21 protein-coding genes are annotated in these 22,106 nt (G+C 72.8%); 16 read left to right on the top strand and 5 right to left on the bottom strand.

Going from position 1 to position 22,106, the window contains the following annotated elements; genetic code table 11:
- Window positions 1-92: 92 nt before the first annotated feature.
- Window positions 93-1,361 carry an HAD family hydrolase gene (locus tag EST54_RS04750; RefSeq protein WP_129245343.1) on the top strand — a complete coding sequence of 423 codons (1,269 nt, stop codon included), beginning with the start codon at window positions 93-95 and terminating at the stop codon, window positions 1,359-1,361.
- A gap of 34 nt (window positions 1,362-1,395) precedes the next feature.
- On the opposite strand, the gene EST54_RS04745 is transcribed toward EST54_RS04750, so the two are convergent.
- Window positions 1,396-2,694 carry an amino acid deaminase/aldolase gene (locus tag EST54_RS04745; RefSeq protein WP_244942439.1) on the bottom strand — a complete coding sequence of 433 codons (1,299 nt, stop codon included), beginning with the start codon at window positions 2,692-2,694 and terminating at the stop codon, window positions 1,396-1,398.
- 533 nt (window positions 2,695-3,227) lie between these two features.
- Here EST54_RS04745 and EST54_RS04740 point away from each other — a divergent pair.
- The 4 genes from EST54_RS04740 to EST54_RS04725 all read left to right on the top strand — a co-directional run bounded on the left by EST54_RS04740 (window position 3,228) and on the right by EST54_RS04725 (window position 6,905).
- Window positions 3,228-4,043, top strand: a complete 816-nt coding sequence (locus EST54_RS04740; protein ID WP_129245341.1) for a hypothetical protein — start codon at window positions 3,228-3,230, stop codon at window positions 4,041-4,043.
- Window positions 4,040-5,209: a type VII secretion-associated serine protease mycosin gene (gene mycP / locus EST54_RS04735; protein ID WP_129245339.1), complete on the top strand. Its 1,170-nt coding sequence runs from the start codon at window positions 4,040-4,042 to the stop codon at window positions 5,207-5,209. The genes EST54_RS04740 and mycP overlap by 4 nt, the downstream gene beginning before the upstream one ends.
- A gap of 73 nt (window positions 5,210-5,282) precedes the next feature.
- Window positions 5,283-6,017, top strand: a complete 735-nt coding sequence (locus EST54_RS04730) for an SseB family protein (RefSeq protein WP_129245337.1) — start codon at window positions 5,283-5,285, stop codon at window positions 6,015-6,017.
- A gap of 117 nt (window positions 6,018-6,134) precedes the next feature.
- Window positions 6,135-6,905, top strand: a complete 771-nt coding sequence (locus EST54_RS04725; protein WP_129245335.1) for an aquaporin — start codon at window positions 6,135-6,137, stop codon at window positions 6,903-6,905.
- 90 nt (window positions 6,906-6,995) lie between these two features.
- Here EST54_RS04725 and EST54_RS04720 read toward each other — a convergent pair whose 3' ends face one another.
- Window positions 6,996-7,376: a DUF1844 domain-containing protein gene (locus tag EST54_RS04720; RefSeq protein ID WP_129245333.1), complete on the bottom strand. Its 381-nt coding sequence runs from the start codon at window positions 7,374-7,376 to the stop codon at window positions 6,996-6,998.
- 333 nt (window positions 7,377-7,709) lie between these two features.
- On the opposite strand from EST54_RS04720, the gene infC reads away from it, so the two are divergent.
- The 8 genes from infC (at window position 7,710) to EST54_RS04680 (ending at window position 16,874) form a co-directional block, all read left to right on the top strand.
- On the top strand, window positions 7,710-8,396 hold the full coding sequence (infC, locus tag EST54_RS04715) for a translation initiation factor IF-3 (RefSeq protein WP_129245331.1): 687 nt from the start codon (window positions 7,710-7,712) through the stop codon (window positions 8,394-8,396).
- A 126-nt stretch (window positions 8,397-8,522) separates the two neighbouring features.
- On the top strand, window positions 8,523-8,717 hold the full coding sequence (rpmI, locus tag EST54_RS04710; RefSeq protein WP_016576627.1) for a 50S ribosomal protein L35: 195 nt from the start codon (window positions 8,523-8,525) through the stop codon (window positions 8,715-8,717).
- 104 nt (window positions 8,718-8,821) lie between these two features.
- On the top strand, window positions 8,822-9,205 hold the full coding sequence (rplT, locus tag EST54_RS04705) for a 50S ribosomal protein L20 (RefSeq protein ID WP_006607577.1): 384 nt from the start codon (window positions 8,822-8,824) through the stop codon (window positions 9,203-9,205).
- A 126-nt stretch (window positions 9,206-9,331) separates the two neighbouring features.
- On the top strand, window positions 9,332-10,186 hold the full coding sequence (locus EST54_RS04700; protein WP_129245329.1) for a TrmH family RNA methyltransferase: 855 nt from the start codon (window positions 9,332-9,334) through the stop codon (window positions 10,184-10,186).
- An 83-nt stretch (window positions 10,187-10,269) separates the two neighbouring features.
- Complete coding sequence (locus EST54_RS04695) at window positions 10,270-11,430, top strand: sensor histidine kinase (protein WP_174857391.1); 1,161 nt, start codon at window positions 10,270-10,272, stop codon at window positions 11,428-11,430.
- A 216-nt stretch (window positions 11,431-11,646) separates the two neighbouring features.
- Window positions 11,647-12,771, top strand: a complete 1,125-nt coding sequence (pheS, locus tag EST54_RS04690; RefSeq protein ID WP_129245327.1) for a phenylalanine--tRNA ligase subunit alpha — start codon at window positions 11,647-11,649, stop codon at window positions 12,769-12,771.
- Entirely contained in the window at window positions 12,771-15,296 is a 2,526-nt protein-coding gene (gene pheT / locus EST54_RS04685; RefSeq protein WP_129245325.1) for a phenylalanine--tRNA ligase subunit beta, read from the top strand. The genes pheS and pheT overlap by 1 nt, the downstream gene beginning before the upstream one ends.
- A gap of 360 nt (window positions 15,297-15,656) precedes the next feature.
- Window positions 15,657-16,874, top strand: coding sequence for a PP2C family protein-serine/threonine phosphatase (locus EST54_RS04680; RefSeq protein ID WP_129245323.1), 1,218 nt, complete (start codon window positions 15,657-15,659; stop codon window positions 16,872-16,874).
- Here the strand turns inward: EST54_RS04680 and EST54_RS04675 are convergent.
- Window positions 16,852-17,787 carry an oxidoreductase gene (locus tag EST54_RS04675; RefSeq protein WP_129245321.1) on the bottom strand — a complete coding sequence of 312 codons (936 nt, stop codon included), beginning with the start codon at window positions 17,785-17,787 and terminating at the stop codon, window positions 16,852-16,854. The two genes, EST54_RS04680 and EST54_RS04675, sit on opposite strands and share 23 nt — an antisense overlap.
- Window positions 17,788-17,868: 81 nt before the next feature.
- On the opposite strand from EST54_RS04675, the gene EST54_RS04670 reads away from it, so the two are divergent.
- From EST54_RS04670 to EST54_RS04660, 3 genes are all read left to right on the top strand, one after another.
- Window positions 17,869-18,462: a TetR/AcrR family transcriptional regulator gene (locus EST54_RS04670; protein ID WP_129245319.1), complete on the top strand. Its 594-nt coding sequence runs from the start codon at window positions 17,869-17,871 to the stop codon at window positions 18,460-18,462.
- 124 nt (window positions 18,463-18,586) lie between these two features.
- Window positions 18,587-19,924, top strand: a complete 1,338-nt coding sequence (locus tag EST54_RS04665) for a transcriptional regulator (RefSeq protein WP_129245317.1) — start codon at window positions 18,587-18,589, stop codon at window positions 19,922-19,924.
- A gap of 48 nt (window positions 19,925-19,972) precedes the next feature.
- Complete coding sequence (locus tag EST54_RS04660) at window positions 19,973-20,503, top strand: NUDIX domain-containing protein (RefSeq protein ID WP_129245315.1); 531 nt, start codon at window positions 19,973-19,975, stop codon at window positions 20,501-20,503.
- A 31-nt stretch (window positions 20,504-20,534) separates the two neighbouring features.
- On the opposite strand, the gene EST54_RS04655 is transcribed toward EST54_RS04660, so the two are convergent.
- Window positions 20,535-20,792, bottom strand: coding sequence for a hypothetical protein (locus EST54_RS04655; protein WP_129245313.1), 258 nt, complete (start codon window positions 20,790-20,792; stop codon window positions 20,535-20,537).
- 334 nt (window positions 20,793-21,126) lie between these two features.
- Complete coding sequence (locus tag EST54_RS04650; RefSeq protein WP_129245311.1) at window positions 21,127-21,996, bottom strand: 3-hydroxybutyryl-CoA dehydrogenase; 870 nt, start codon at window positions 21,994-21,996, stop codon at window positions 21,127-21,129.
- Between the last annotated feature and the right edge of the window lie 110 nt (window positions 21,997-22,106).

Raw genomic sequence — 22,106 nt, 5'->3', positions numbered from 1 at the left:
CTTCCGCGTCATGGCGGCCGGGCTTCGCACCACGCCCGGCCGCCATGCGCTAGCCTCCGCCTTCGATTCTTCGTTCGACAGGAGTGTGTTCCATGCTCACCAAACGTCGTTGGCTGGCAGCGGGTGCCGCCCTCGCGGTCGTGGGAGGCGGCGTCGCGTCCGCCCAGACGGCCACGGCGGGCCCGGCACCGCGTCAGTGCCCCACCCTCCACGTCACCAAGGGCTGGTACGGCGACAACCGTGCCAAGCTGCAGAAAATGATCGACGAGCGGGGCAGCTGCGCCGGCTCCGACGGCGCCCGGCCGGTCGCCACCTTCGACTGGGACAACACCGTCGTCAAGAACGACATCTCCGACGCCACGCTGGCCTGGATGCTGCGGCACGACAAGGTGCTGCGCCCCGCCAGCTGGAAGGCCACCAACAAGTGGCTGACCGACGACGCGGCTGCCGCGCTCACCAAGGCCTGCGGCACCTCCGTGCCGGCCGGCCACCCGCTGCCGACCTCGACCGACACCGGCTGCACCGACGAGATCCTCGACGTCTACAACGACGAGAAGACCTCCGGCGGCAAGACCGCGTTCGCGGGGGAGTGGAACCACCGGCGCACGGTGCCCTCCTACGTCTGGATCACCCAGCTGTTCGCCGGGCACACTCCGGACGCCCTGACCTCGTACGCCGCCAAGGCGCGCAAGCAGAACCTCGCCGCGCCGATCGGTACGGAGCAGACGGTCGGCACGCACAAGTGGGCCGGATACATCCGCTACTACGAGCAGCAGCGCGACCTGATCGGCACCCTCAAGAAGGCCGGCTTCGACGTCTACATCGTCTCGGCGTCCGCCGAGCCGCTGGTGCGCGCCTGGGCGCCCGGTGTGGGCATCGACCGTGACCACATCGTCGGCATCCGCAACATCGTCAGCCAGGGCCGGCTCACCACCGGCGTCCAGGGCTGCGGTGACGTCAAGGACACCAACGGTGAGGTCCTGACGTACATGGACGGCAAGCGCTGCTGGATCAACCAGGAGATCTTCCACGTCAAGGGCGCCAAGGCCTGGCAGCAGCAGGACCCGGCGCACCGCGCCGCCTTCGCGGCGGGCGACGCCGAGACCGATGTGACGTTCGTCGGCGATGCCACCGCCGGCCACCTGGCCATCAACCGCAACAAGACCGAGCTGATGTGCCGGGCGTACGACAACAGCGACCACCGCTGGATCATCAACCCGATGTTCATCGAGCCGAAGAAGCGCAAGACCGACGCTTACCCGTGCTCGACCGCCGGCTACGTCCAGCCGGACGGCACCCTCGCCCCGATCCACCGCCCCGACGGCTCGGTGATCCCGGACCAGCAGGACACGGTGTACTGAGCCACCGGCTCCGTACGGGGGAGGGCCGCGCCGGTCACAGAAAGGCGTGGCCCTCCCCGCGGTACGTCGGCACCGTGTCCACCACCCGGTCCCCGTCGACCAGGTGCAGCTCGGCGAACCGCTCGCACAGCTCACCGGCCTTCGCGTGCCGGAACCACACCTTGTCGCCGATCCGCAGCCCGTCGGCGGCCGGCCCCAGCAGCGGCGTCTGCACCTCGCCGGGGCCCTCCTGCGGGTCGTAGCGCAGCCCGGCCGGCAGATACGGCACCGGCAGCCGGTCCGCGCCGGCCACCCCCGACGCCGGATAGCCGCCGCCCAGCACCGTCACGACCCCCGGGCCGGGTCGGCGCACCACCGGCTGGGCGAACAGCGCCGCCGGACGCCCGCTGAACGAACGGAAGTTGTCGAACAGCCGCGGTACGTACAGTCCCGAGCCGGCCGCGATCTCGGTGACCGCCGCCTCCGCTGCGGTGTGCTGCACGCTGCCGGTCCCGCCGCCGTTGACGAACTCCAGCCGCGGTGCCACCGCCCGCACCGCCCGTACGGCCTCCCAGCGCCGCCGCGCCAGCTCCTTGCGCGCCGCCGCCTGCATCATCCGGACCGCCCGGGAGAACACCGGCCGGCCGGCGACCTCGTCGCCCACCCCCGCCAGATGCCCCTCGTACGCCATCAGTCCCACCAGACGGAACCCGGGCCGGCTCACCACCGCCCGGGCCAGCGCGGCCAGTTGGGCCGGCTCCCGCAGCGGAGAGCGGCGCGCACCGACCCGGACGTTCCCGACCGGCAGCCGGAAGGAGGTGTCCAGCTCCAGGCACACCCGCACCTCCGTGCCGCCGTGCGCACCGTCCGGGCGGGCCGCGTCGATCAGATCCAGCTGCGCCGGGTCGTCGACCATCACCGTCACCGCGGCCGCCAGGTCCGGCTCGGCGGTCAGCTCGGCCAGCCCCGCCCGGTCCGCCGTCGGATACGCCAGCAGGATGTCGCGGAAGCCCGAGCGGGCCAGCCACAGCGACTCGGCCAGCGTGAAACTCATCAGCCCCGCGAAGCCCTCCCGGGCCAGCACCCGCTCCAGCAGCGCCCGGCAGCGCACCGACTTGCTCGCCACCCGGATCGGCTTCCCCTGGGAACGGCGCACCAGATCGGCGGCGTTGGCGTCGAAGGCCCGCAGGTCGACGACGGCCAGCGGGGCGTCGAGGTGCGCGGTGGCCCGGTCGAAGGGGGTCTCCGCCGCGCGTGGGGGTCCCCCCGCTCGCGCGGAGCCGAGAGCGGGGGAGGAGTCGGGAGCCGGGGGACGGGCCCTGTCGCCATGCGCGTCGGCAGTCTGCGGTGACATGGCCGCAGCCTGCCAGAACCTCCTACCACTGGGTAGGGGGAGAGATGGCCACAGAGCGGACAGGGGTTGGAGCACGGACGCCGCCAGCCCTTAGAGTGGCCCGACACCGCAACCAGCAGGTCAGCGGCTGTTGTCCGGATACGAACCACCGTGCCCCGATTCCGGATCGGGTCGTGGCGGTCAGCGGTGCAAGGGGGAGCGCGGGTGAGCACCGACGCCGAATTCGCCGATGCGCGGCGCATCCCGCCCATACCCCCGCAGCCGCCCCGGCGGCCCGCTCCGCCGGAGCCTGCGGGGGACCCGCACACGGCCGTGCTGCGCCGGGTGCCGGGCGAACCTTCCGCCCCGGGGACGCCCCCCGTCCCGCCGCCTTCCATCTGGCGCACAGCCAGGGCCTGTGGAGCGGGCCGGGCGCGCCGTCGCGCCCCGGCGAGCCCGACCCCGCCACCCCGCAGGCGGCCGCCGGCGGCGAAGCGCCCGGCCCCGCATCCGCGCGCCTGGCACAGCCGCCGTGGGCCCCGGCCCCCCGGCCCGTGCACGGAGGTGGGCCCGGCGGGCTCCCGCGCCGCCCCCCGGCGAGCCGCCCCGGCGCCCGGGCGCTGGCCGCCGCGGCCTGCCTCGTCCTCGGCGTCGGCCTCATCGGCGGTGCGGCGGCGGGCAGTTGGCTCACCGACGAGGCCGCCGGCGCCACCCCCGACGCCGCGGCCACCTTCGCCAAGGGCCGCGACGTCTGGCACAACACCCCCGTCGACACCCTCTTCCCGCGCACCGTCCACGGCTTCGGCGCCGGCCCCGGCGGCGCCGACCGGACCTGGAGCCGGATCGCCGTCGCCCCCGACAGCGGCTGCACCGGCGCCTACGACCCCAAGCTCGCCGACGCGCTCGCCCGGGCGGGCTGCGTCCGCCTGCTGCGCGCCACCTACGTCGACGCCACCCGCAGCAGCGTCATCACCGTCGGGGCGCAGATCACCAAGGCCGACCAGGCCGGGATGACGGCGCTCAACACCCGCTTCAGCACCAGGAGTCTGGGCACCCGCACCGACCTGATGCCGCTGCCGTACGCTGCCCGGGACACCCCGGCCGAGGACTTCGGCCGCGCCCAGCGGGCCAGCTGGACCGTCCGGGTGCTCACCGACATCCCGGTCGTCGTCTACGCCGTCTCCGGCTTCGCCGACGGCCGCACCTTCGCCGCGCCGCAGCCCGCCGAGGCCGCGACGAAGCCCGGCGCCACCACCGCCCCGGCCGAATCCGGTCTGGGCCATGACGCCAAGGACCTGGCGGACCGCATCGGGAAGGACTTCCGCACGGCAGCCGGCGGCCCCCGGCAGACCACGGAGGCATCGTCATGACGAAGACCGTGCTGCGCGGCGCCGCCGTCGCACTGTCCTGCGCGGCGCTCGCGGTGCTGCCCGCCGTCCCCGCCCGGGCCGACGCCCTGCGCGCCCAGGAGTGGGCCCTCCAAGCCGTGCACGCCCAGCAGGCCTGGCGCACCACCAAGGGCGCCGGCGTCACCGTCGCCGTCCTGGACACCGGCGTGGACGCCAACCACCCCGACCTCGACGGCCAGGTGCTGCCCGAACAGGACCTGGTCGGCTTCGGCGCCGGGCCCGGAGACACCGCCTGGGCGCAGCACGGCACCGGCATGGCCAGCATCATCGCAGGTCACGGCCATGGTGCCGGCCGCCAGGACGGTGTGCTCGGGCTCGCCCCGCAGGCCAGGATCCTGCCGGTCCGGGTGATCCTGGAGGACAACGACCCACAGCGCGGCCGGGCCCGTACGGAGAAGGCGGGCGCGCTCGCCGACGGCATCCGCTGGGCCGCCGACCACGGCGCCGACGTGATCAACATGTCCCTCGGCGACGACAGCTCGTCCGCACACCCCGAGCCCCGGGAGGACGCCGCGATCCAGTACGCCCTCGGCAAGGGCATCCCCGTCGTCGCCTCGGCGGGCAACGGCGGCCAGAAGGGCAACCACGTCTCCTACCCCGCCGCCTACCCGGGCGTCATCGCGGCCACCGCCGTCACCCATGTGGGCGCGCGCGCCCGCTTCTCCACCCGCCACTGGTACGCCACGGTCAGCGCCCCCGGCTTCGACATCGTCATGGCCGACGCCGGGAACGGCTACCTCTCGGGCTGGGGCACCAGCCCCGCCGCCGCCTTCGTCTCCGGCGCCATCGCCCTGATCCGCTCCGCCCACCCCGACCTGAGCCCGGCCCAGATCCGCCGGCTGCTCACCTCCACCGCCCAGGACAGCCCCGAGGGCGGCCGGGACGACGACTACGGTGCCGGGCTGATCGACCCCGCCGCCGCCCTCACGGCCGCGGGGGACCTCAAGCCCACGCCGCAGAAGCCGTCCCCCGCCGCCTACGCCGACCGCTACTTCGGCCCCGGCCCCACCGCCGGCGACGCCGCGGACTCCCCGGTCAACTGGCTCCCCTGGACCGCCGGCGCCGCCGGACTGGCCCTCGTCGCGGCCGCGGTCGTCCTCTGGCGCGGCCGCCGGACCCACCCCTGACCGGTACGCACCCCGGCAGCCTCCGGACCCCGGCCCGCGCCGCGGACACCGCACCCCCGGCCGATACGCTCACGTGGTGCAGAAGAACATCCCCGATTCCGGTTTCCCCGACGACGACGGCTCCGCCGACCCGGCACTGACCGCGGCACTGGCGGCCTACGAGCGGGACCGCGACGCCGAGCCGGAACTCCTGGCGGCGCTCGCCGGGGCGCGTGTCCTGGTCCCCGTGGTGGCCGTGCTCGGCGAGGCCGAGACCGGACCCGACGGCCTGCGCCGCGAGAAGAGCAGCGACATGGCCGTCCCCACCCTCCAGGCCCCGGGCGGCCGCCGGGCCCTCCCCGCCTTCACCTCCATGGAGACCCTCCAGCGCTGGCGCGCCGACGCCCGGCCCGTCGCGGTCCCGCTCCAGCAGGCCCTGCTGGCCGCGTCCCACGAGCAGGCGGACACCGTCGTCGTCGACCTGGCCGGCCCGGTCACCTACCAGCTCACCGGCCCCGCCCTGCGCGCCCTCGCCGAGGGCCGCACCAGCGCCGACCCGCTCGCCGACCCGGCCGTCACCGGCGCCCTGCGCGCCCTGCTCGACGCCGAGCCGGCAGTGCGGCTCGCCCGGCTCGTGCCCTCCGGGGAAACCGACGCCACCCTCGCCCTCGGCCTCGCCCCCGAAGCGGACCCGGCCACGGTCGCCCAGCGGCTGGCCCGGGCGGTGGCCGCCGACGAGGTGCTGCGCGCCCGCCTGGTGAAGGGCCTGGATCTGGCCCTGCTGCCGCCCGGCGCCACCACCGACGGGGAGCCGCTCTTCCGGCGCTGACACCCCACCCACGGGGCCCGGCACCCGCTGCCGGTCCCCGGGCCGCCGACGGGCGGGTTCGTCTCCAGGGCCGCACAATGCGGAGGAGAGCTCAAGATCCACGCGAGGAGAGCCCCCATGGAGAAAACGGAGATCTCGACGGTCTTGACCCGCCCGGTCGTATCCGAGTTCCTCGGCACGCTGCTCCTGGTGTTCTTCGCCGTCGGCTCGGCAGTGCTGGCGGGCGAATACATCGGCACCTTCGGCATCGCCCTGGCCTTCGGCTTCACCATGGTGGCGCTTGCCTACGCGCTCGGCCCGGTCTCCGGCAGCCAGCTCAACCCCGCGGTGACCCTGGGCATGCTGCTGGTCCGCCGGATCACGCTGCGCACGGCGGCCGAGTACTGGATCGCCCAGGTCGTCGGCGGCATCGTCGGCGCGGCCCTGCTCTTCCTGGTCGCCAAGCAGGTCCCGGGCCTGCAGACCCACGCGTCGTTCGGCACGAACGGCTGGGGCGACCGCTCGGCGGTGCATCTCAACCTCGGCGGCGCCTTCGTCGTCGAGATGGTGATGACCTTCCTGCTCGTCTACGTGTGGCTGGCGGTCACCCACAAGGTGGCCGTGATCGGCTTCGGCGGTCTGGGGATCGGCCTGGCGCTGGCCACCGTCCACCTCATCGGCATCCCGCTCGACGGCACCTCCGTGAACCCGGCGCGCTCCATCGGCCCGGCGCTCTTCGCGGGCGGCGCGGCCATCACCCAGCTGTGGCTGTTCATCGTCGCGCCACTGATCGGCGGCGCCCTCGCGGCGGCGGTGCACCAGGTCACCCACCCGCCGCACGAGCCCTTCCTCATCGCCGACGAAGGCATGCCCCACAACGCCCCGACGGAGCCCCACGAGCCGATCTGACACCCGCCGCCCGCTCTCCGCGCACAGACGGGCCCCGGCCGTGTCCGGCCGGGGCCCGTCTGTGCGGTGTCGCGGAAACGCTTAGAACGCCTAGCCGTGGACCGGCCCGGTGTACTTCTCGCCGGGGCCCTGGCCGGGCTCGTCGGGTACCACCGAGGCCTCGCGGAACGCCAGCTGCAGAGACTTCAGCCCGTCCCGCAGCGGCGCCGCGTGGTACGAGCCGATCTCGGTGGCGCTGGCGGTGACCAGCCCGGCCAGCGCCTGGATGAGCTTGCGCGCCTCGTCCAGGTCCTTGTGCGCCTCGCCCTCCTCGGCGAGCCCGAGGTTGACCGCCGCCGAACTCATCAGATGCACCGCGACCGTGGTGATCACCTCGACCGCCGGCACCTCCGCGATGTCTCGGGTCATGGCGTCGAAGTCAGGGGTCGCCGCGTTCGGGGCGTCGGGCTGCTGCGGGGTCTGGTCGCTCATGTCTCGGGCTTCTTCCTGCTGAGGGGTCGCCTCCAGCCTATGGCCAGCGCGTCCGGCCCCCGCGTGCGGGAGTGCCCGTGACCGCGGCCCCGCCCGCGGCAACCGCACAGGAGTGGGTGCCACCCCTTGACTCGTGTATCCTGGTGTTCCGACCGGCCGGACACGCATGTGACCGGCCCACAAGTGGAGGCTCCGATCTCCCACCCGACTGGCCTCACCGGCCGGCGGGTCAACGGTCCGGCTGCGCCCCGCGGAGACTTCGCGGCGGTGCTCCAGATCCACGTGGAGCCCCGCCTGTGTCCCGTCCGGGGCATTTTTCATGTACCGGCGCGGTTGGTCACACCGAAAAGACGTTACGCGGCAGTCCGCCAGGCCGTCGCGTGGTGCTACCGAGGAGGATCCATCAGCGCCGAGCCCCGCATCAACGACCGGATTCGCGTCCCCGAGGTGCGACTCGTCGGTCCCAGCGGCGAGCAGGTCGGCATTGTGCCGCTTGCCAAGGCCCTGGAGCTTGCGCAGGAGTACGACCTCGACCTGGTCGAGGTGGCGGCGAACGCCCGTCCGCCGGTCTGCAAGCTCATGGACTACGGAAAGTTCAAGTACGAGTCGGCCATGAAGGCCCGTGAGGCGCGCAAGAACCAGGCGCACACGGTCATCAAGGAGATGAAGCTCCGGCCGAAGATCGACCCGCACGACTACGACACCAAGAAGGGTCACGTCGTCCGGTTCCTCAAGCAGGGTGACAAGGTCAAGATCACGATCATGTTCCGTGGTCGCGAGCAGTCCCGCCCCGAGCTGGGCTTCCGGCTCCTGCAGCGGCTCGCGTCCGATGTGGAGGAGCTCGGCTTCATCGAGTCGAACCCCAAGCAGGACGGCCGAAACATGATCATGGTTCTCGGTCCGCACAAGAAGAAGACCGAGGCGATGGCCGAAGCCCGTGAGGCGCAGGCCGCCCGCAAGGCGACGCGCCAGGGTGGTGCTCCCACGGAGGAGCCCGCCGAGGAGCCCGCCGAGGCGTGATCCCCAGGGCGCGAGCCCCGGATTCATGCCGGGGCACCCCGCCCCGGACACCAACCGATACATCTGACGCTCCCGCCAGCCCGGTCCGTCCCGGTGGGAGCGCCACTGACGAGGAGAGAACGGCGCATGCCGAAGAACAAGACGCACAGCGGTGCCAGCAAGCGCTTCAAGGTCACCGGCTCCGGCAAGGTGCTGCGTGAGCGCGCCGGCAAGCGCCACCTGCTCGAGCACAAGTCGTCCCGCGTGACGCGTCGCCTCACCGGCAACGCCGAGATGGCCCCGGGCGACGCCGCGAAGATCAAGAAGCTTCTCGGCAAGTGAGCCGCCGCGCCCCGCATGACGTACGGGGCGCGCGACTTCGACCGGGACCCAATCGAACCGGGCCGTGTGAGTACCCCCACGGCCCCGCTACAAGGAGTTAACAAGTGGCACGCGTCAAGCGGGCAGTCAACGCCCACAAGAAGCGCCGGGCGATCCTCGAGCAGGCCAGCGGCTACCGTGGCCAGCGCTCCCGCCTGTACCGCAAGGCGAAGGAGCAGGTCACCCACTCCCTCGTCTACAACTACAACGACCGCAAGAAGCGCAAGGGCGACTTCCGTCAGCTGTGGATCCAGCGGATCAACGCCGCTGCCCGCGCCAACGGCATGACCTACAACCGCTTCATCCAGGGTCTGAAGGCCGCCAACATCGAGGTGGACCGCAAGATCCTGGCCGACCTCGCGGTGACGGACGCCAACGCGTTCGCCGCGCTCGTCGAGGTCGCCCAGAAGGCGCTTCCGAGCGACGTCAACGCCCCGAAGGCTGCCTGAACCTCAGCCTGACGACGTTGTGACGCGGACCCGCAGGCCCCGGCCTGCGGGTCCGCCGCTTTTCCGGACCGGATCCCGCCCGGTCCGGGCCCCACGCACCGAAACAACAGAAGCGAGCCGCCGCCCATGGGCACCCCCGAGCTGATCTCCCCGCGTTCCCCGCGTGTCACCGCCGCCCGGCGGCTGGCCCGCCGCGCCTTCCGCGGCAAGGAGCGCCGGTTCATCGCCGAGGGGCCGCAGGCCGTACGGGAGGCCATCGCGCACCGCACGGACGGGGTGCCCACCCTGATCGAGCTGTTCGCCACCGTCGAGGCCGCCGAGCGGCACACCGAGATCGTCGAGGCGGCCCGCGCGGCCGGGGTGCGGGTGCACCTCGCCGACGACCGGACCATCGCCGACATCTCCCAGACCGTCACCCCGCAGGGCCTGCTCGGCGTCTGCCACTTCCTGGACTCGCCGTTCGAGGAGATCCTCGCCGCCCGCCCGCAGTTGATCGCGGTGCTCGCCCACGTCCGGGACCCCGGCAACGCCGGCACGGTGCTGCGCTGCGCGGACGCCGCCGGTGCGGACGCGGTGGTGCTCACCGACGCCTCCGTGGACCTGTACAACCCCAAGTCGGTGCGGGCGTCGGTCGGTTCGCTCTTCCACCTCCCGGTCGCGGTGGGCGTACCGGTCGAGCGGGTGGTGGAGGGACTGCGGAACGCCGAGGTGCGGATCCTCGCCGCCGACGGGGCGGGCGACCGTGACCTGGACGCCGAACTGGACGCCGGCTCCATGGGCGGGCCCACCGCCTGGGTGTTCGGCAACGAGGCCTGGGGGCTGCCGGAGGAGACCCGGGCGCTGGCCGACGCCGTCGTGCGCGTACCGATCCACGGCAGGGCCGAGAGCCTCAACCTCGCGACGGCCGCCGCGGTCTGCCTCTACGCCTCCGCCCGCGCCCAGCGCGGCACCGGCGGATGCCGTGCGGTGTCACCCGCCTGAGGGGCGTAGTCCGGATCCTCGCGGCACGGGTGGTGTGAGCTAGTAGGCTTGCGTGCCCGGGGGCCCGGAAGGGGGTAACGGGGATGAGTGTGAGGACTTCCGGCACCACAGCCACTGCCGGCGGCAGGCCGTCCGGCGGACCGCCGCGCGAGCCGTCGCCCGCCACGGCCGGAGCAGCGGACGCCCCGGGGACCGGTCTCGGGCTGGACCCCGACGATCTGCCCGACGGCCTGGTGGTCGCCGATGAGACAGGCCGGGTGATCTGCTTCAACGCCGCGGCGGCCAGGATCACCGGCATCGCCCCCGAGGACGCGCTCGGCCACCCCCTCGAACACGCCCTGCCGCTGCAGGACATCGAGGGCCGCCGCTGGTGGCGGCTCACCGACCCCTACGGCGGGCCGGCCATCCGCCGCGGCCAGCCGGAGCGCAATCTGCTGCTCGGCGGCCGCGAGGTGCTGGTCTCGGCCCGCTACGTCCGCAGCGGGCCGACCGGCCCCGTCCAGCGGCTGGTGATCGCGCTGCGCGGCACCGAGGCGCGGCGCCGTACGGAGCTCAGCCACGCCGAGCTGATCGCCACCGTCGCCCATGAGCTCCGCTCGCCGCTGACCTCCGTCAAGGGGTTCACTGCCACCCTCCTCCAGAAGTGGGAACGCTTCACCGACGACCAGAAGCGGCTGATGCTGGAGACGGTGGACGCCGACGCCAACCGCGTCACCCGGCTGATCGCCGAGCTGCTGGACATCTCCCGGATCGACTCCGGGCGGCTGGAGGTGCGCCGGCAGCGGGTCGACATGAGCGCCGCGGTCCGCCGGAACGTCCAGGCGCAGACCACCGCCGGCCAGCGGCCCGACCGCTTCCTGATCCGGATGCTGGAACCGCTGCCCGATTTGTGGGCGGACCCGGACAAGGTCGACCAGGTGCTGGGCAACCTGCTGGAAAATGCGGTGCGCCACGGCGAGGGGACCGTCACCATCGAGGTCGGACCGGTATCGGACGCGACCAGCACGGAGGGGACGAGCGTCACCGTGAGCGATGAGGGCCCCGGCATCCCCGAGGAGTCGATGAGCCGCGTCTTCACCCGCTTCTGGCGGGGCAGCAAGCGCGGCGGCACCGGCCTGGGCCTCTATATCGTCAAGGGCATCGTCGAGGCCCACGGCGGGACGATCACGGTCGGCCGGGCGCCGGCCGGCGGCGCGCAGTTCCGATTCAGTCTGCCCGTCGCGGCCCCGGCCTTCCTGGCCTGAGGACCCGCGCCGGGCGCCCCGCAGGGGCTCGGGCCTGCCGCGTGGCCCGTCCCCCTTAGACTTGACCTTTGGCACCTTTGGCGCACAGGCATCGCGGGCACCGCGCGGGCTCGGCATCCGACGTCTCCGAGCGACGTCTGGTCATCGACGTTTGTGAACGAAGAGCCGAGGCGAAGCGAGCCAAGCCAAGCCAGTCCACCGGAAGCACGGGAAGAGATGTCCGCACCCAATAAGTCGTACGACCCTGTCGAGGTCGAAGCCCTGAAACCGGAAGAGATCGCCGCCCGGCTGGACGAGGCGCTGGCCGCCATCGCCGCCGCGGACGATCTGGAGGCGCTGCGTGAGGTGAAGGTCGCGCACACCGGCGACCGCTCGCCGCTCGCGCTCGCCAACCGCGAGATCGGCGCCCTGCCGCCGCACGCCAAGGCGGACGCCGGCAAGCGCGTCGGCCAGGCCCGCGGCCGCGTGAACCAGGCGCTCAAGGCCCGCCAGGAGGAGCTGGAGGCGGAGCGCGACGCGCGCGTGCTGGTCGAGGAGGCCGTGGACGTCACGCTGCCCTACGACCGCACCCCGGCCGGCGCCCGGCACCCGCTGACCACCTTCATGGAGCGGGTCGCGGACGTCTTCGTGGCGATGGGCTATGAGGTAGCCGAGGGCCCCGAGGTCGAGGCGGAGTGGTTCAACTTCGACGCCCTGAACTTCGTGCCCGACCACCCGGCGCGCCAGATGCAGGACACCTTCTTCGTCCAGGGCAACGGCACCGAGGGCGATGAGAGCGGCGTCGTGCTGCGCACCCACACCTCGCCGGTCCAGGCCCGGACGCTCGTCGACCGCGAGCCGCCGGTGTACGTCGTCTGCCCGGGGCGGGTCTACCGCACCGACGAGCTGGACGCCACGCACTCCCCGGTCTTCCACCAGATCGAGCTGCTCGCCGTCGACGAGGGCCTGACCATGGCCGACCTCAAGGGCACGCTCGACCACATGGTCCGGGCGCTCTTCGGCCCGGACATGAAGACCCGGCTGCGGCCGAACTACTTCCCGTTCACCGAGCCGTCCGCCGAGATGGACATGGTCTGCTACGTCTGCCGTGGCGAGTCCGTGGGCAACCCCGACCGTCCCTGCCGTACCTGCTCCAGCGAGGGCTGGATCGAGCTGGGCGGCTGCGGAATGGTCAACCCCAAGGTGCTCATCGCCTGCGGCGTCGACCCCGAGAAGTACAGCGGCTTCGCCTTCGGGTTCGGCATCGACCGGATGCTGATGTTCCGGCACAACGTGGAAGACATGCGTGACATGTTCGAAGGCGACGTCCGGTTCACCCGGCCGTTCGGGATGGAGATCTGATGCGGGTCCCGCTTTCTTGGCTGCGGGAGTACGTCGACCTGCCGGCCACGGCAACCGGTCGTGACGTACAGGAAAAGCTCATCGCGGTCGGCCTGGAGGTCGAGACCGTCGAGCGCCTCGGCGAGGGCCTCAAGGGCCCGCTCGTCGTCGGCCAGGTGCTGACCATCGAGGAGCTGGAGGGCTTCAAGAAGCCGATCCGCTTCTGCACGGTCGACGTCGGCCAGGCCAACGGCACCGGCGAGCCGCAGGAAATCGTCTGTGGCGCGCGGAACTTCTCCGTCGGCGACAAGGTCGTGGTGGTCCTCCCCGGCGCCGTGCTGCCCGGCGACTTCAAGATCGCCGCGCGCAAGACGTACGGCAAGACCTCGCACGGCATGATCTGCTCCGGCGACGAGCTGGGCATGGGCGACGACGGCACGCACGGCATCATCGTGCTGCCGCCCGAGTACGAGGTCGGCACCGACGCCATCGCGCTGCTGGAGCTCGTCGACGAGGTGCTGGACATCGCGGTCACCCCGGACCGCGGCTACTGCCTGTCGATGCGCGGTGTCGCCCGCGAGACCGCCACCGCCTACGGTCTGCCGCTGCGCGACCCGGCGCTGCTCGACGTCCCGCCGCCGAACGCCGGCGGCTACCCCGTCCAGGTCTCCGACCCGATGGGCTGCGGCCGCTTCACCGCCCGTACGGTCGCCGGCCTGGAGCCCGAGGCGCGCACCCCGCTCTGGTTGCAGCGCCGGCTGCAGAAGGCCGGGATGCGCCCGGTCTCGCTGGCCGTCGACATCACCAACTACGTGATGCTGGAGCTCGGCCAGCCGCTGCACGCCTACGACCGGACCACGGTGTCCGGCCCGATCGGTGTCCGGCGGGCGACCCCGGGCGAGCAGCTGACCACCCTCGACGGCACCAAGCGGGTGCTGGACGCGGCGGATCTGGTCATCACCGACGACCGCGGCCCGATCGGGCTCGCAGGTGTCATGGGCGGTGCGAACACCGAGATCGCGGCCGCGGCCGCCGACCCCGAGACCGGGCGGCTGCGCGGCACCACCGATGTCGTGATCGAGGCCGCGCACTTCGACGCGCTCTCCATCGCCCGTACGGCCCGCCGGCACAAGCTGTCCTCGGAGGCCGCCAAGCGCTTCGAGCGCGGCGTCGACCCGGAGGCCGCGTCCGCCGCGGCCCAGCGGGCCGTCGACCTGCTGGTGCTGCTCGCGGGCGGTACCGCGGAGGAAGGCGTCACGGAGATCGTCACGCCCAGCGGGCCGCGCACGATCACCGTCTCCGCCGACCACCCGGACAAGGTCGCCGGTGTCGCCTACGGCCGGGAGACCGTCGTCCGCCGACTGCAGCAGGTCGGGTGCGATGTCTACGGCCAGGACGAGCTGGTCGTGACCGTGCCGTCCTGGCGGCCCGACCTCAGTGAGCCGAACGACCTGGCCGAAGAGGTCATCCGGCTGGAGGGCTACGAGAACCTGCCCTCCACCCTCCCGCTGCCGCCGGCCGGCCGCGGGCTGACCGAGCGTCAGCGGCTGCACCGCCGGGTCGGCCGGGCGCTGGCCGGTGCGGGCTATGTCGAGGCCCTGAACTACCCGTTCACCGGCTCGCACGTGCTCGACCAGCTCGGCATCGAGCAGGACGACCCGCGGCGCGCGGCGGTCACCCTCGTCAACCCGCTCTCCGACGAGGAGCCCGACCTCCGTACGACGCTGGTCCCGGGGCTGCTCGGCGCGCTGCGCCGCAACTACGGCCGCGGCACGCACGATCTCGCGCTCTTCGAGACCGGCCCGGTCTTCCGGGCGAGTGGTGACGAGAAGCCGGCCAGCCGGCTGGTGGTCGACCGCCGGCCGACCGACGACGAGATCGCCTCGCTGGACGCCTCGCTGCCGCAGCAGCCGCGGCGCGCCGCCGTGGTCCTCGCCGGGGGCCGGGAGCAGGCCGGCTGGTGGGGCGAGGGACGCCCCGCGAACTGGGCGGACGCCATCGAGGCGGGCCGCACGGTCGCGCGGGAGGCGGGCGTCGAGCTGATCGTCCGTCAGGACCAGCACGCCCCGTTCCACCCGGGCCGCTGTGCCGCGCTGCTCGCCCTCGTCGACGGCGAGGAGGTCCTCGTCGGCAACGCCGGTGAGCTGCACCCGCGGGTCACCAAGGCGATGTCCCTGCCGGAGCGTACGTGCGCGATGGAGATCGACCTGGACCGTCTGGAGCGGGCCGGCACCGGCCCGCTGCGCGCCCCGAAGATCTCGGCCTTCCCGGTCGCGACCCAGGATGTCGCGCTGGTGGTCGACGACTCCGTCCCCGCGGCGGAGGTCGAGAGCGCGCTGCGCGAGGGTGCGGGTGAACTGCTGGAGTCGCTCCGGCTGTTCGACGTCTTCACCGGTGAGCAGCTCGGTGCGGGCAAGAAGTCGCTGGCGTACGCGCTGCGCTTCCGTGCCGCCGACCGGACGCTGACCGCGGAGGAGGCCTCGGCGGCCCGTGACGCGGCGGTCGCGACGGCCGTGGAGCGGACCGGGGCGGTGCTGCGCGGCTGAGCGTGGGCGCTGCCCGCGACCGCCGCAACGGCGTGCTGAAGGCTGAGGGCGCAGACGGTATGGCCGTCTGCGCCCTCGGCATGTGCGGTGTGCGACGGGTGGGTCCTGCGCGGCCGGTGGGGCGTACCCGGGGTGGGGAAGACGGCCGTGGGGAGGCAGGGGCAGAGCACTCCGCCCCGGGGAGACCATCAGATCCGTACACGATCACCCAATCGGGTGATTATGTACGCATCGTCGTCGGGTGGACACGGAACGTCGCCAGAATCGGTCGGGTCCGGGCGGCCCGCGTGACCGCGGCAGCGGGCCGCACCAACCCGCTCAACGCCTGCTAGGGGACCACCGGCTAGGGGGACCATCGGCATGATCCGAACCTGGGCGAGGGGCGGAGTGCGCGCCGGTGCGGCACGCGCCCGGCGCGCCTTCGTCTTCGTCCTGCCCGGCCTCTGGGTGCTCGGTGTGGTGGCCTGGGAGCTGTGCCGCCCGACCAGCGGTCAGCTGCTGCAACTCCTCGCGGCCGCGCCGGCCATCGCCTGCGCGGGCACCGGCCGCCGGCAGTGCGTCCTGCTCGGCGGCGTGTGCGCCCTGCTCGCGCTGGTGCCGTTCGGCGGCGTCGAGGCCGGGGCCGGGCTGGGCACGCGCATGGTGACCTGCGGCGCGATCCTCGCGGTGATCGGCGCCAGCTATCTGACGGCCGGCCGGCGGCTGCGGCTGGTACGGGAGCTGGAGCGGACCCGGGAGGTCGCGGTCGCCGCCCAGCGGGTGGTGCTGCGGCCGCTGCCGCGGCGGATCGACGGGGTGCTGCTGGCGGCCGACCATCTCTCCGCGAGCGAGGGGGCCGAGGTCGGCGGTGATCTGTACGAGGTCGTGGGGACCCGCCATGGCGTACGGGCGGTGATCGGGGATGTGCGCGGGCACGGGCTGGAGGCCATAGGCACGGTCGCCGCGATGCTCGGCAGCTTTCGCGAAGTGGTGCACGACGAGCCCGAACTCGGCGATGTGCTGCGGCGGTTGGAGCGGTCGCACCAGCGGCATCTGCGCGAGCGGGCGGGGGAGGGGCAGCCGCCGGGCGGCGGGGAGTCGGTGGGCCGGCTCGCGGAGGAGTTCGTGACCCTGCTGCTGCTTCAGGTGGCGCGGGACGGCTCCGTCACTGCGCTGAACTGCGGGCATCCGTGGCCGTACCGCGTCGCCTGCCAGGCGGTCGCCCCGGTCGCGCCGGCCGAGCCGATGCCGCCGCTGGGGCTGTTTCCGCTGCCCGAGGAGCTGTCCGCGGTGCGGTGCGGGCGGCTGCGGCCCGGCGAGGGGTTGTTTCTGCACACCGACGGGGCGGCCGATGCGCGGGACGCGGCGGGGGAGTTCTTTCCGCTGGCGCAGGAGCTGCGCAGCAGTGTCGAGGCGGCCGCGGCGCCGTGCGGCCCCTCGCCGGCGGGGGTGGTCGGGGAGGTGCGGGAGGCGCTGCTGCGGCATGCGGGCGGGCGCCTCACCGACGACGTGGCGCTGGTGATGCTGAGCAACGACCGGGTGCGGGTGCCGGCGCGGTCGGCCGGCACCACGCCTCCTAGCGCGCGGCTTCCGCGCTGACCTGCCGGCCGCCCAGCGGCGGGAAGGTGACACCGGTCAGCCGCTCGGACGCCTGCCACAGCCGGCCGGCGCTCTCCGGGTCGCTGGCGGCGGCCGTCCTGCCGACCATCGCCGGTGCGCCGCGCATCTCGCCGAGCCCGTCGGGGCCGAGATAGGAGGCACCGGGCAGGTCCTGCGTGGCGGCGTAGAGGGTGGGGAGTGCACCGGCCCTGTTGTCCTGGGCGACCACGCGGTTGCCCAGTTGCATCACCGCGCGCCGCAGCGGGCTGGCGTCGGCGCCCTGCAGGTTGGTGGCGGCCCAGCCCGGGTGTGCGGCCAGGGCGCGCACCGGCGATCCCGCGGCGGTGAGGCGGCGTTGCAGTTCCAGGGTGAACAGCAGGTTGGCCAGCTTGGACTGGCTGTAGGCGGTGACGGGGCGGTACGCGCCGGTGAGGTTCAGGTTGTCGAAGTGGATGCGGTTGCCGGGCAGCCGGTGGGCCCCGGACGCCACGGTCACCACGCGGTCGGTGACGTACGGCAGGAGCAGGTTGGTCAGCGCGAAGTGGCCGAGGTGGTTGGTGCCGAACTGCGTCTCGAAGCCGTCCTTGGTCCGGGACTCGGGGATGTTCATGACCCCGGCGTTGTTGATCAGCAGATCGAGCGGGTCCTGCCAGTCGGCGGCGAAGGCGCGCACGGAGGCGAGGTCGGCCAGGTCGAGGCGGCGGACCTCGACGCTGCCCCGGGCGCCCCGCACGGTGTCCGCCGCGGCCTCGCCGCGCCCGGGGTCCCGTACGGCGAGCACCACATGGGCACCCGCCCGGGCGAGGGCATCGACGGTGGCGAGGCCGAGTCCGCTGTTGGCGCCGGTCACCACGGCGGTGCGGCCGGTCTGGTCGGGAAGGTCGGTGGAGTTCCATTTCGGGGTGTGAGCCATGGCGCCAATGTAGGCAACGCCAACAATGCTGTCAATGCCAACAATGTAGCCAGTGAATACATGGGAGATAGGATGGCCGGCATGCACACTCGTCGTTACCACCACGGAGACCTGCGCGCCGCGCTGCTCACCCGCGCCGAGCAGACGCTCCGCGAGAAGGGGCCGGGCGCACTGTCCCTGCGGGAACTGGCCCGCGACCTCGGCGTCAGCCACGCCGCGCCGAGCCGGCACTTCAAGGACAAGCAGGCGCTGCTCGACGCGCTGGCGCTGGCCGGTTTCGAGCGGCTGGACGAGGCCCTGAGCGCGTCCCGGGACGCCGCGGGCGAGGCATTCACCGACCGGCTCCGCGGGTTCGTCCGCGCCTATGTGGACTTCGCCCGCGCCAACGCCGAGCTGCTCGACCTGATGTACACGATCAAGCACGGTCCGGCGGCGTCCGAGGCGCTGATCGCGGCCGGCCAGCGGCTGGGCGCGATGGCGGGGGAGCTGGTCGCGGAGGGCCAGCGCAGCGGTGAGGTACGGGAGGGGCCCGTCGACAGCATCGCGATGCCGGTGTTCACCACCCTGCACGGCTTCGCCAGCTTCGCGGTGAGCGGCGTGCTCTCCGCGGAGGAGGCCACCTCCGGCTTCGACGCGGTGTTCGCGTACATACTGCGGGGCTGCGGGCCGAGTTGAGTCGCCGTCACCCTTCACACCCCGTGTGAGGGGCGCTTCACTACGCTCAACTGACGGAGTGGTGAAGTCGACAAGGCCATGAGCTGATGGCCCGTGGGCGGGCCCGGCTCACCAGGAGGCCGGTATGGAGCCCAACACCCTGCTCGACGCGATTCTCGACGAGTCCGGCATCTCGCACGCCGGGCTCGCCGCGCGCATCAACCAGCTCGGCCGGTGTCGCGGCCTGGCGCTGCGCTACGAACACACCGCGGTGGCCCGGTGGTTGAAGGGCCAGCGGCCGCGCGGGCAGGTGCCGGACCTCATCTGCGAGATCCTCGGCGAACGGCTGCACCGCCCGGTCGGGCTGGACGACATCGGGCTGAGCGGACCGGGTGACCGGCGCAGCACGGACACCCCGCTCTCCGGATTCGTCGAGCGGGCCACCGCGCTGTGGCGGTCCGACGAGCAGCAGCGGCCGCACATCCTCGACGCGCCCGCGCTGACCGGTACCTCGGCGGTCATCCCCGTGTGGGAGTGGGAGAACCCTCCCGAGGACTCCGATGTGTCCCGCGACGGGCTGACGCGCGTCGGCATGGCCGACATCGAGATGCTGCGCGCCGCGCGGACGCACTACGAGACGATGTACCGGAAGGCGGGTGGTATCGCTACCAGAGCACGCATCGTGGGATTCCTCAACGCCGAGGCGGCGCCGCTGCTGCGGGGCAGCTACAGCGATGCGACGGGGCGTCAGCTCCACCGGGCGACCGGCGGACTGGTCGCGGTCGCCGGCATCTGTGCGTACGACTCGGACTCGCTCGGGCTGGCCCAGCGCTACTTCCATCAGGCGCTGCGGCTGGCCAAGGCCAGCGGGGACCGCGGCCTCGGCGCGTATGTCATCGCGCTGCTGGTCAACCAGTCCCTCTTCGTACGGGAATACCGCCAGGCGGTCGCCTTCGCGGAGGCGGCGCTGCGGGCCGCGGGCCCGCAGATCACCCCGGCGCTCGCCGCGGACCTCTACGCGATGCAGGCCAAGTCCTACGCCCGGCTCGGCGACGGCGTCAGCGCGCTGTCGTGCATCCGGCGTGCGGAGGCGGCCGCGGAGCGCATCCGGCCCGGGCAGGAGCCGGCCGAGACGGGCTATGTCCAGCCCGGCCTGGTGAACGTACAGGTGGCGGAGGCGCTGCTGAGCCTCGGGGACCTGCGGGCCGCCCGGGAGCAGGCGGACGCCGCCGTCGACACCCCCGCACACGACCGCGGCCGGGTCCACCGGCTGGCCATGCTCACCCATATCGAGCTGCGCCAAGGCGATGCGGACCGGGCCGTGGCCGATGCCGCGCAGATGACGGAGCAGGCTCGGGGTATGGAGTCGCAACGGCTGCGGGACCGGCTGCGGGCGGTGCGCGAGCATCTGGCCAGGACCGGGAGCTCCGCGACGGACGAGGCTGCCGATCTCATCGACGAGGTGCTGCGCGTTCCGCTGTGACCGGGCTCGTGTCACCTTGCCGGCCAAACAGCGGAAGGTGGCAGTTACGTGCGTTGGAACATGCTCAGCGAAAAGCCCGTCTATGCGAATCCCTGGTTCCGGGTCCAACTGGCCGATGTGGAGCTGCCGGACGGCCGTCATCTGGATCACTATCTGATCCGGATGCGGCCCGTCGCCGTGGCCACCGTGGTCAACGAGGCCAACGAGGTGCTGCTGCTGTGGCGGCACCGTTTCATCACCGACACCTGGGGCTGGGAGCTGGCCGCCGGGGTCGTCGAGGACGGCGAGGACATCGCGGCGGCGGCCGCCCGGGAGATGGAGGAGGAAACCGGGTGGCGCCCGGGGCCCCTCCACCATCTCCTCACGGTGGAGCCGTCCAACGGCCTCACCGACGCGCGGCACCACATCTACTGGTCCGACCGGGCCGAGTACACCGGTCCGGCCCAGGACGGGTTCGAGTCCGAGCGGCGGGAGTGGGTGTCGTTGAAGCTGGTGCCCGACATGGTGGCGCGAGGGGAGGTGCCGGCCGCCAACATGGCCGCCGCATTGCTGATGCTGCATCACATCCGGTTGGGCTGACCGGTACCGGCCGGTGACCCGCGGCCGGCGGTCACCGGCCCGTGGCCTGCCACACCGCCACCGCCAGCGCCGCGAGCCCCGTGAGCGCGGCGAGCGAGGGCAGTGGCCAGCGGGCGCTCTCCAACTGCGTGACGCGGACCTGCAGTTCGTCCGCGTCACGCGTCTGCTGCTCGGAGCGCTGGGCCAGCAGCGCGAGTTGACCGTCGACCCGGGTGATGCCGACGTCGTGCAGACGTCTCAACTCGGCTAAGTCGGCGATCACCGGGTCGGTTCGGGGGTGGGCGGTCACGGTCCGCTCCTCATTCCTTCGTGTCGCGAGTTCGTAGTCCATACGGCTACCAGTCAACTGCGCTGCGGCGACGGGCGGGAGCGTGTGTGGCGGGGAGATGCTGGTCCATGTTTCACACCCCGTGCGAAATGACACGGGGTGACGGGCGGTGCGGCGCGTTCGTACGGGGTGTGAATCGCGCACCCCGACCGGGGCGGTTCACACGCTCCCGCTCGCGCCCGCGGGGGAGTTCACTCGAAGGTGCCACGGGGGCCGACGCCGGCGGACGGGCGCCCGCCGGCCCGGGGTCCGCCCGCCGGTTTTCCCCCGAGCGGCGGGCGGACGCCTCTCGGGCTCAGTACGAGTAGAAGCCCGAACCGGACTTCCGGCCCAGCCGGCCCGCGTCGACCATCCGGGCGAGCAGCGGGGGAGCGGCGTACAGGGGCTCCTTGTACTCCTCGTACATGGAGGCGGCGACCGAGGCCACGGTGTCCAGGCCGATGAGGTCGGTCAGCTTGAGCGGGCCCATCGGGTGGGCGCAGCCCATCTCCATGCCGTTGTCGATGTCCTCGCGGCTGGCGATGCCCGACTCGAACATCCGGATCGCGGAGAGCAGATACGGGATGAGCAGGGCGTTGACGACGAAGCCCGAGCGGTCCTGGGCGCGGATCGCGTGCTTGCCCAGGACGTCCTGGACCAGCGCCTCGGCGCGCTTGATGGTCTCCTCGCCGGTGGTCAGCGCGGGGATCAGCTCGACCAGCTTCTGAACCGGCGCCGGGTTGAAGAAGTGGATCCCGATGACCTGGTCGGGGCGGGAGGTGGCGACCGCCAGCTTCACCAGGGGGATCGAGGAGGTGTTGGAGGCCAGGATGGCGTCCGGCCGGGTGATCACCTGGTCGAGGATCTGGAAGATCTCGGTCTTGACCTGCTCGTTCTCCACCACGGCCTCGATGACGAGGTCACGGTCGGCGAATTCGCCGAGGTCGGTGGTGAAGCTGAGCCGGCCGAGCGTCTCGTCGCGCTCCGCGGTGGTGATCTTGCCGCGCTCGGCGGCCTTGCCGAGAGAGTTGGTCAGGCGGGTGCGCCCCAGCTCCAGTGCTTCGCCGGTGGTCTCGGCGACCATGACGTCCAGCCCGGCGCGGGCGCACACCTCGGCGATGCCTGCGCCCATCTGGCCGCAGCCGACCACTCCGACGCGTGCAATGTCGGCAAATGTGTCCGTCACCTCGTGCCTTTCGCTGATCTTCGGAAACCGGCGGTGCGCCGTAAGGTGCGACGCCCGCTTTCGGCCCCGACGTTACTCCGCGAGGTGCTGTGCTACCGGCGCCGGGGCGG

This window comes from Streptomyces sioyaensis, assembly GCF_004122735.1.
In the GTDB taxonomy this organism is placed as follows: Bacteria; Actinomycetota; Actinomycetes; order Streptomycetales; family Streptomycetaceae; genus Streptomyces; species Streptomyces sioyaensis.
This window is presented reverse-complemented; position numbering and strand designations above follow the sequence as displayed.

Coding starts and splice junctions, on each gene's coding strand:
- pheS (WP_129245327.1), top strand. CDS start 11,647: ATGTCCGCACCCAATAAGTCGTACGACCCTGTCGAGGTCGAAGCCCTG.
- EST54_RS04680 (WP_129245323.1), top strand. CDS start 15,657: ATGATCCGAACCTGGGCGAGGGGCGGAGTGCGCGCCGGTGCGGCACGC.
- EST54_RS04725 (WP_129245335.1), top strand. CDS start 6,135: ATGGAGAAAACGGAGATCTCGACGGTCTTGACCCGCCCGGTCGTATCC.
- EST54_RS04670 (WP_129245319.1), top strand. CDS start 17,869: ATGCACACTCGTCGTTACCACCACGGAGACCTGCGCGCCGCGCTGCTC.
- EST54_RS04675 (WP_129245321.1), bottom strand. CDS start 17,787: ATGGCTCACACCCCGAAATGGAACTCCACCGACCTTCCCGACCAGACC.
- EST54_RS04700 (WP_129245329.1), top strand. CDS start 9,332: ATGGGCACCCCCGAGCTGATCTCCCCGCGTTCCCCGCGTGTCACCGCC.
- pheT (WP_129245325.1), top strand. CDS start 12,771: ATGCGGGTCCCGCTTTCTTGGCTGCGGGAGTACGTCGACCTGCCGGCC.
- EST54_RS04695 (WP_174857391.1), top strand. CDS start 10,270: ATGAGTGTGAGGACTTCCGGCACCACAGCCACTGCCGGCGGCAGGCCG.
- mycP (WP_129245339.1), top strand. CDS start 4,040: ATGACGAAGACCGTGCTGCGCGGCGCCGCCGTCGCACTGTCCTGCGCG.
- EST54_RS04720 (WP_129245333.1), bottom strand. CDS start 7,376: ATGAGCGACCAGACCCCGCAGCAGCCCGACGCCCCGAACGCGGCGACC.
- rpmI (WP_016576627.1), top strand. CDS start 8,523: ATGCCGAAGAACAAGACGCACAGCGGTGCCAGCAAGCGCTTCAAGGTC.
- EST54_RS04745 (WP_244942439.1), bottom strand. CDS start 2,694: ATGTCACCGCAGACTGCCGACGCGCATGGCGACAGGGCCCGTCCCCCG.
- EST54_RS04665 (WP_129245317.1), top strand. CDS start 18,587: ATGGAGCCCAACACCCTGCTCGACGCGATTCTCGACGAGTCCGGCATC.
- EST54_RS04750 (WP_129245343.1), top strand. CDS start 93: ATGCTCACCAAACGTCGTTGGCTGGCAGCGGGTGCCGCCCTCGCGGTC.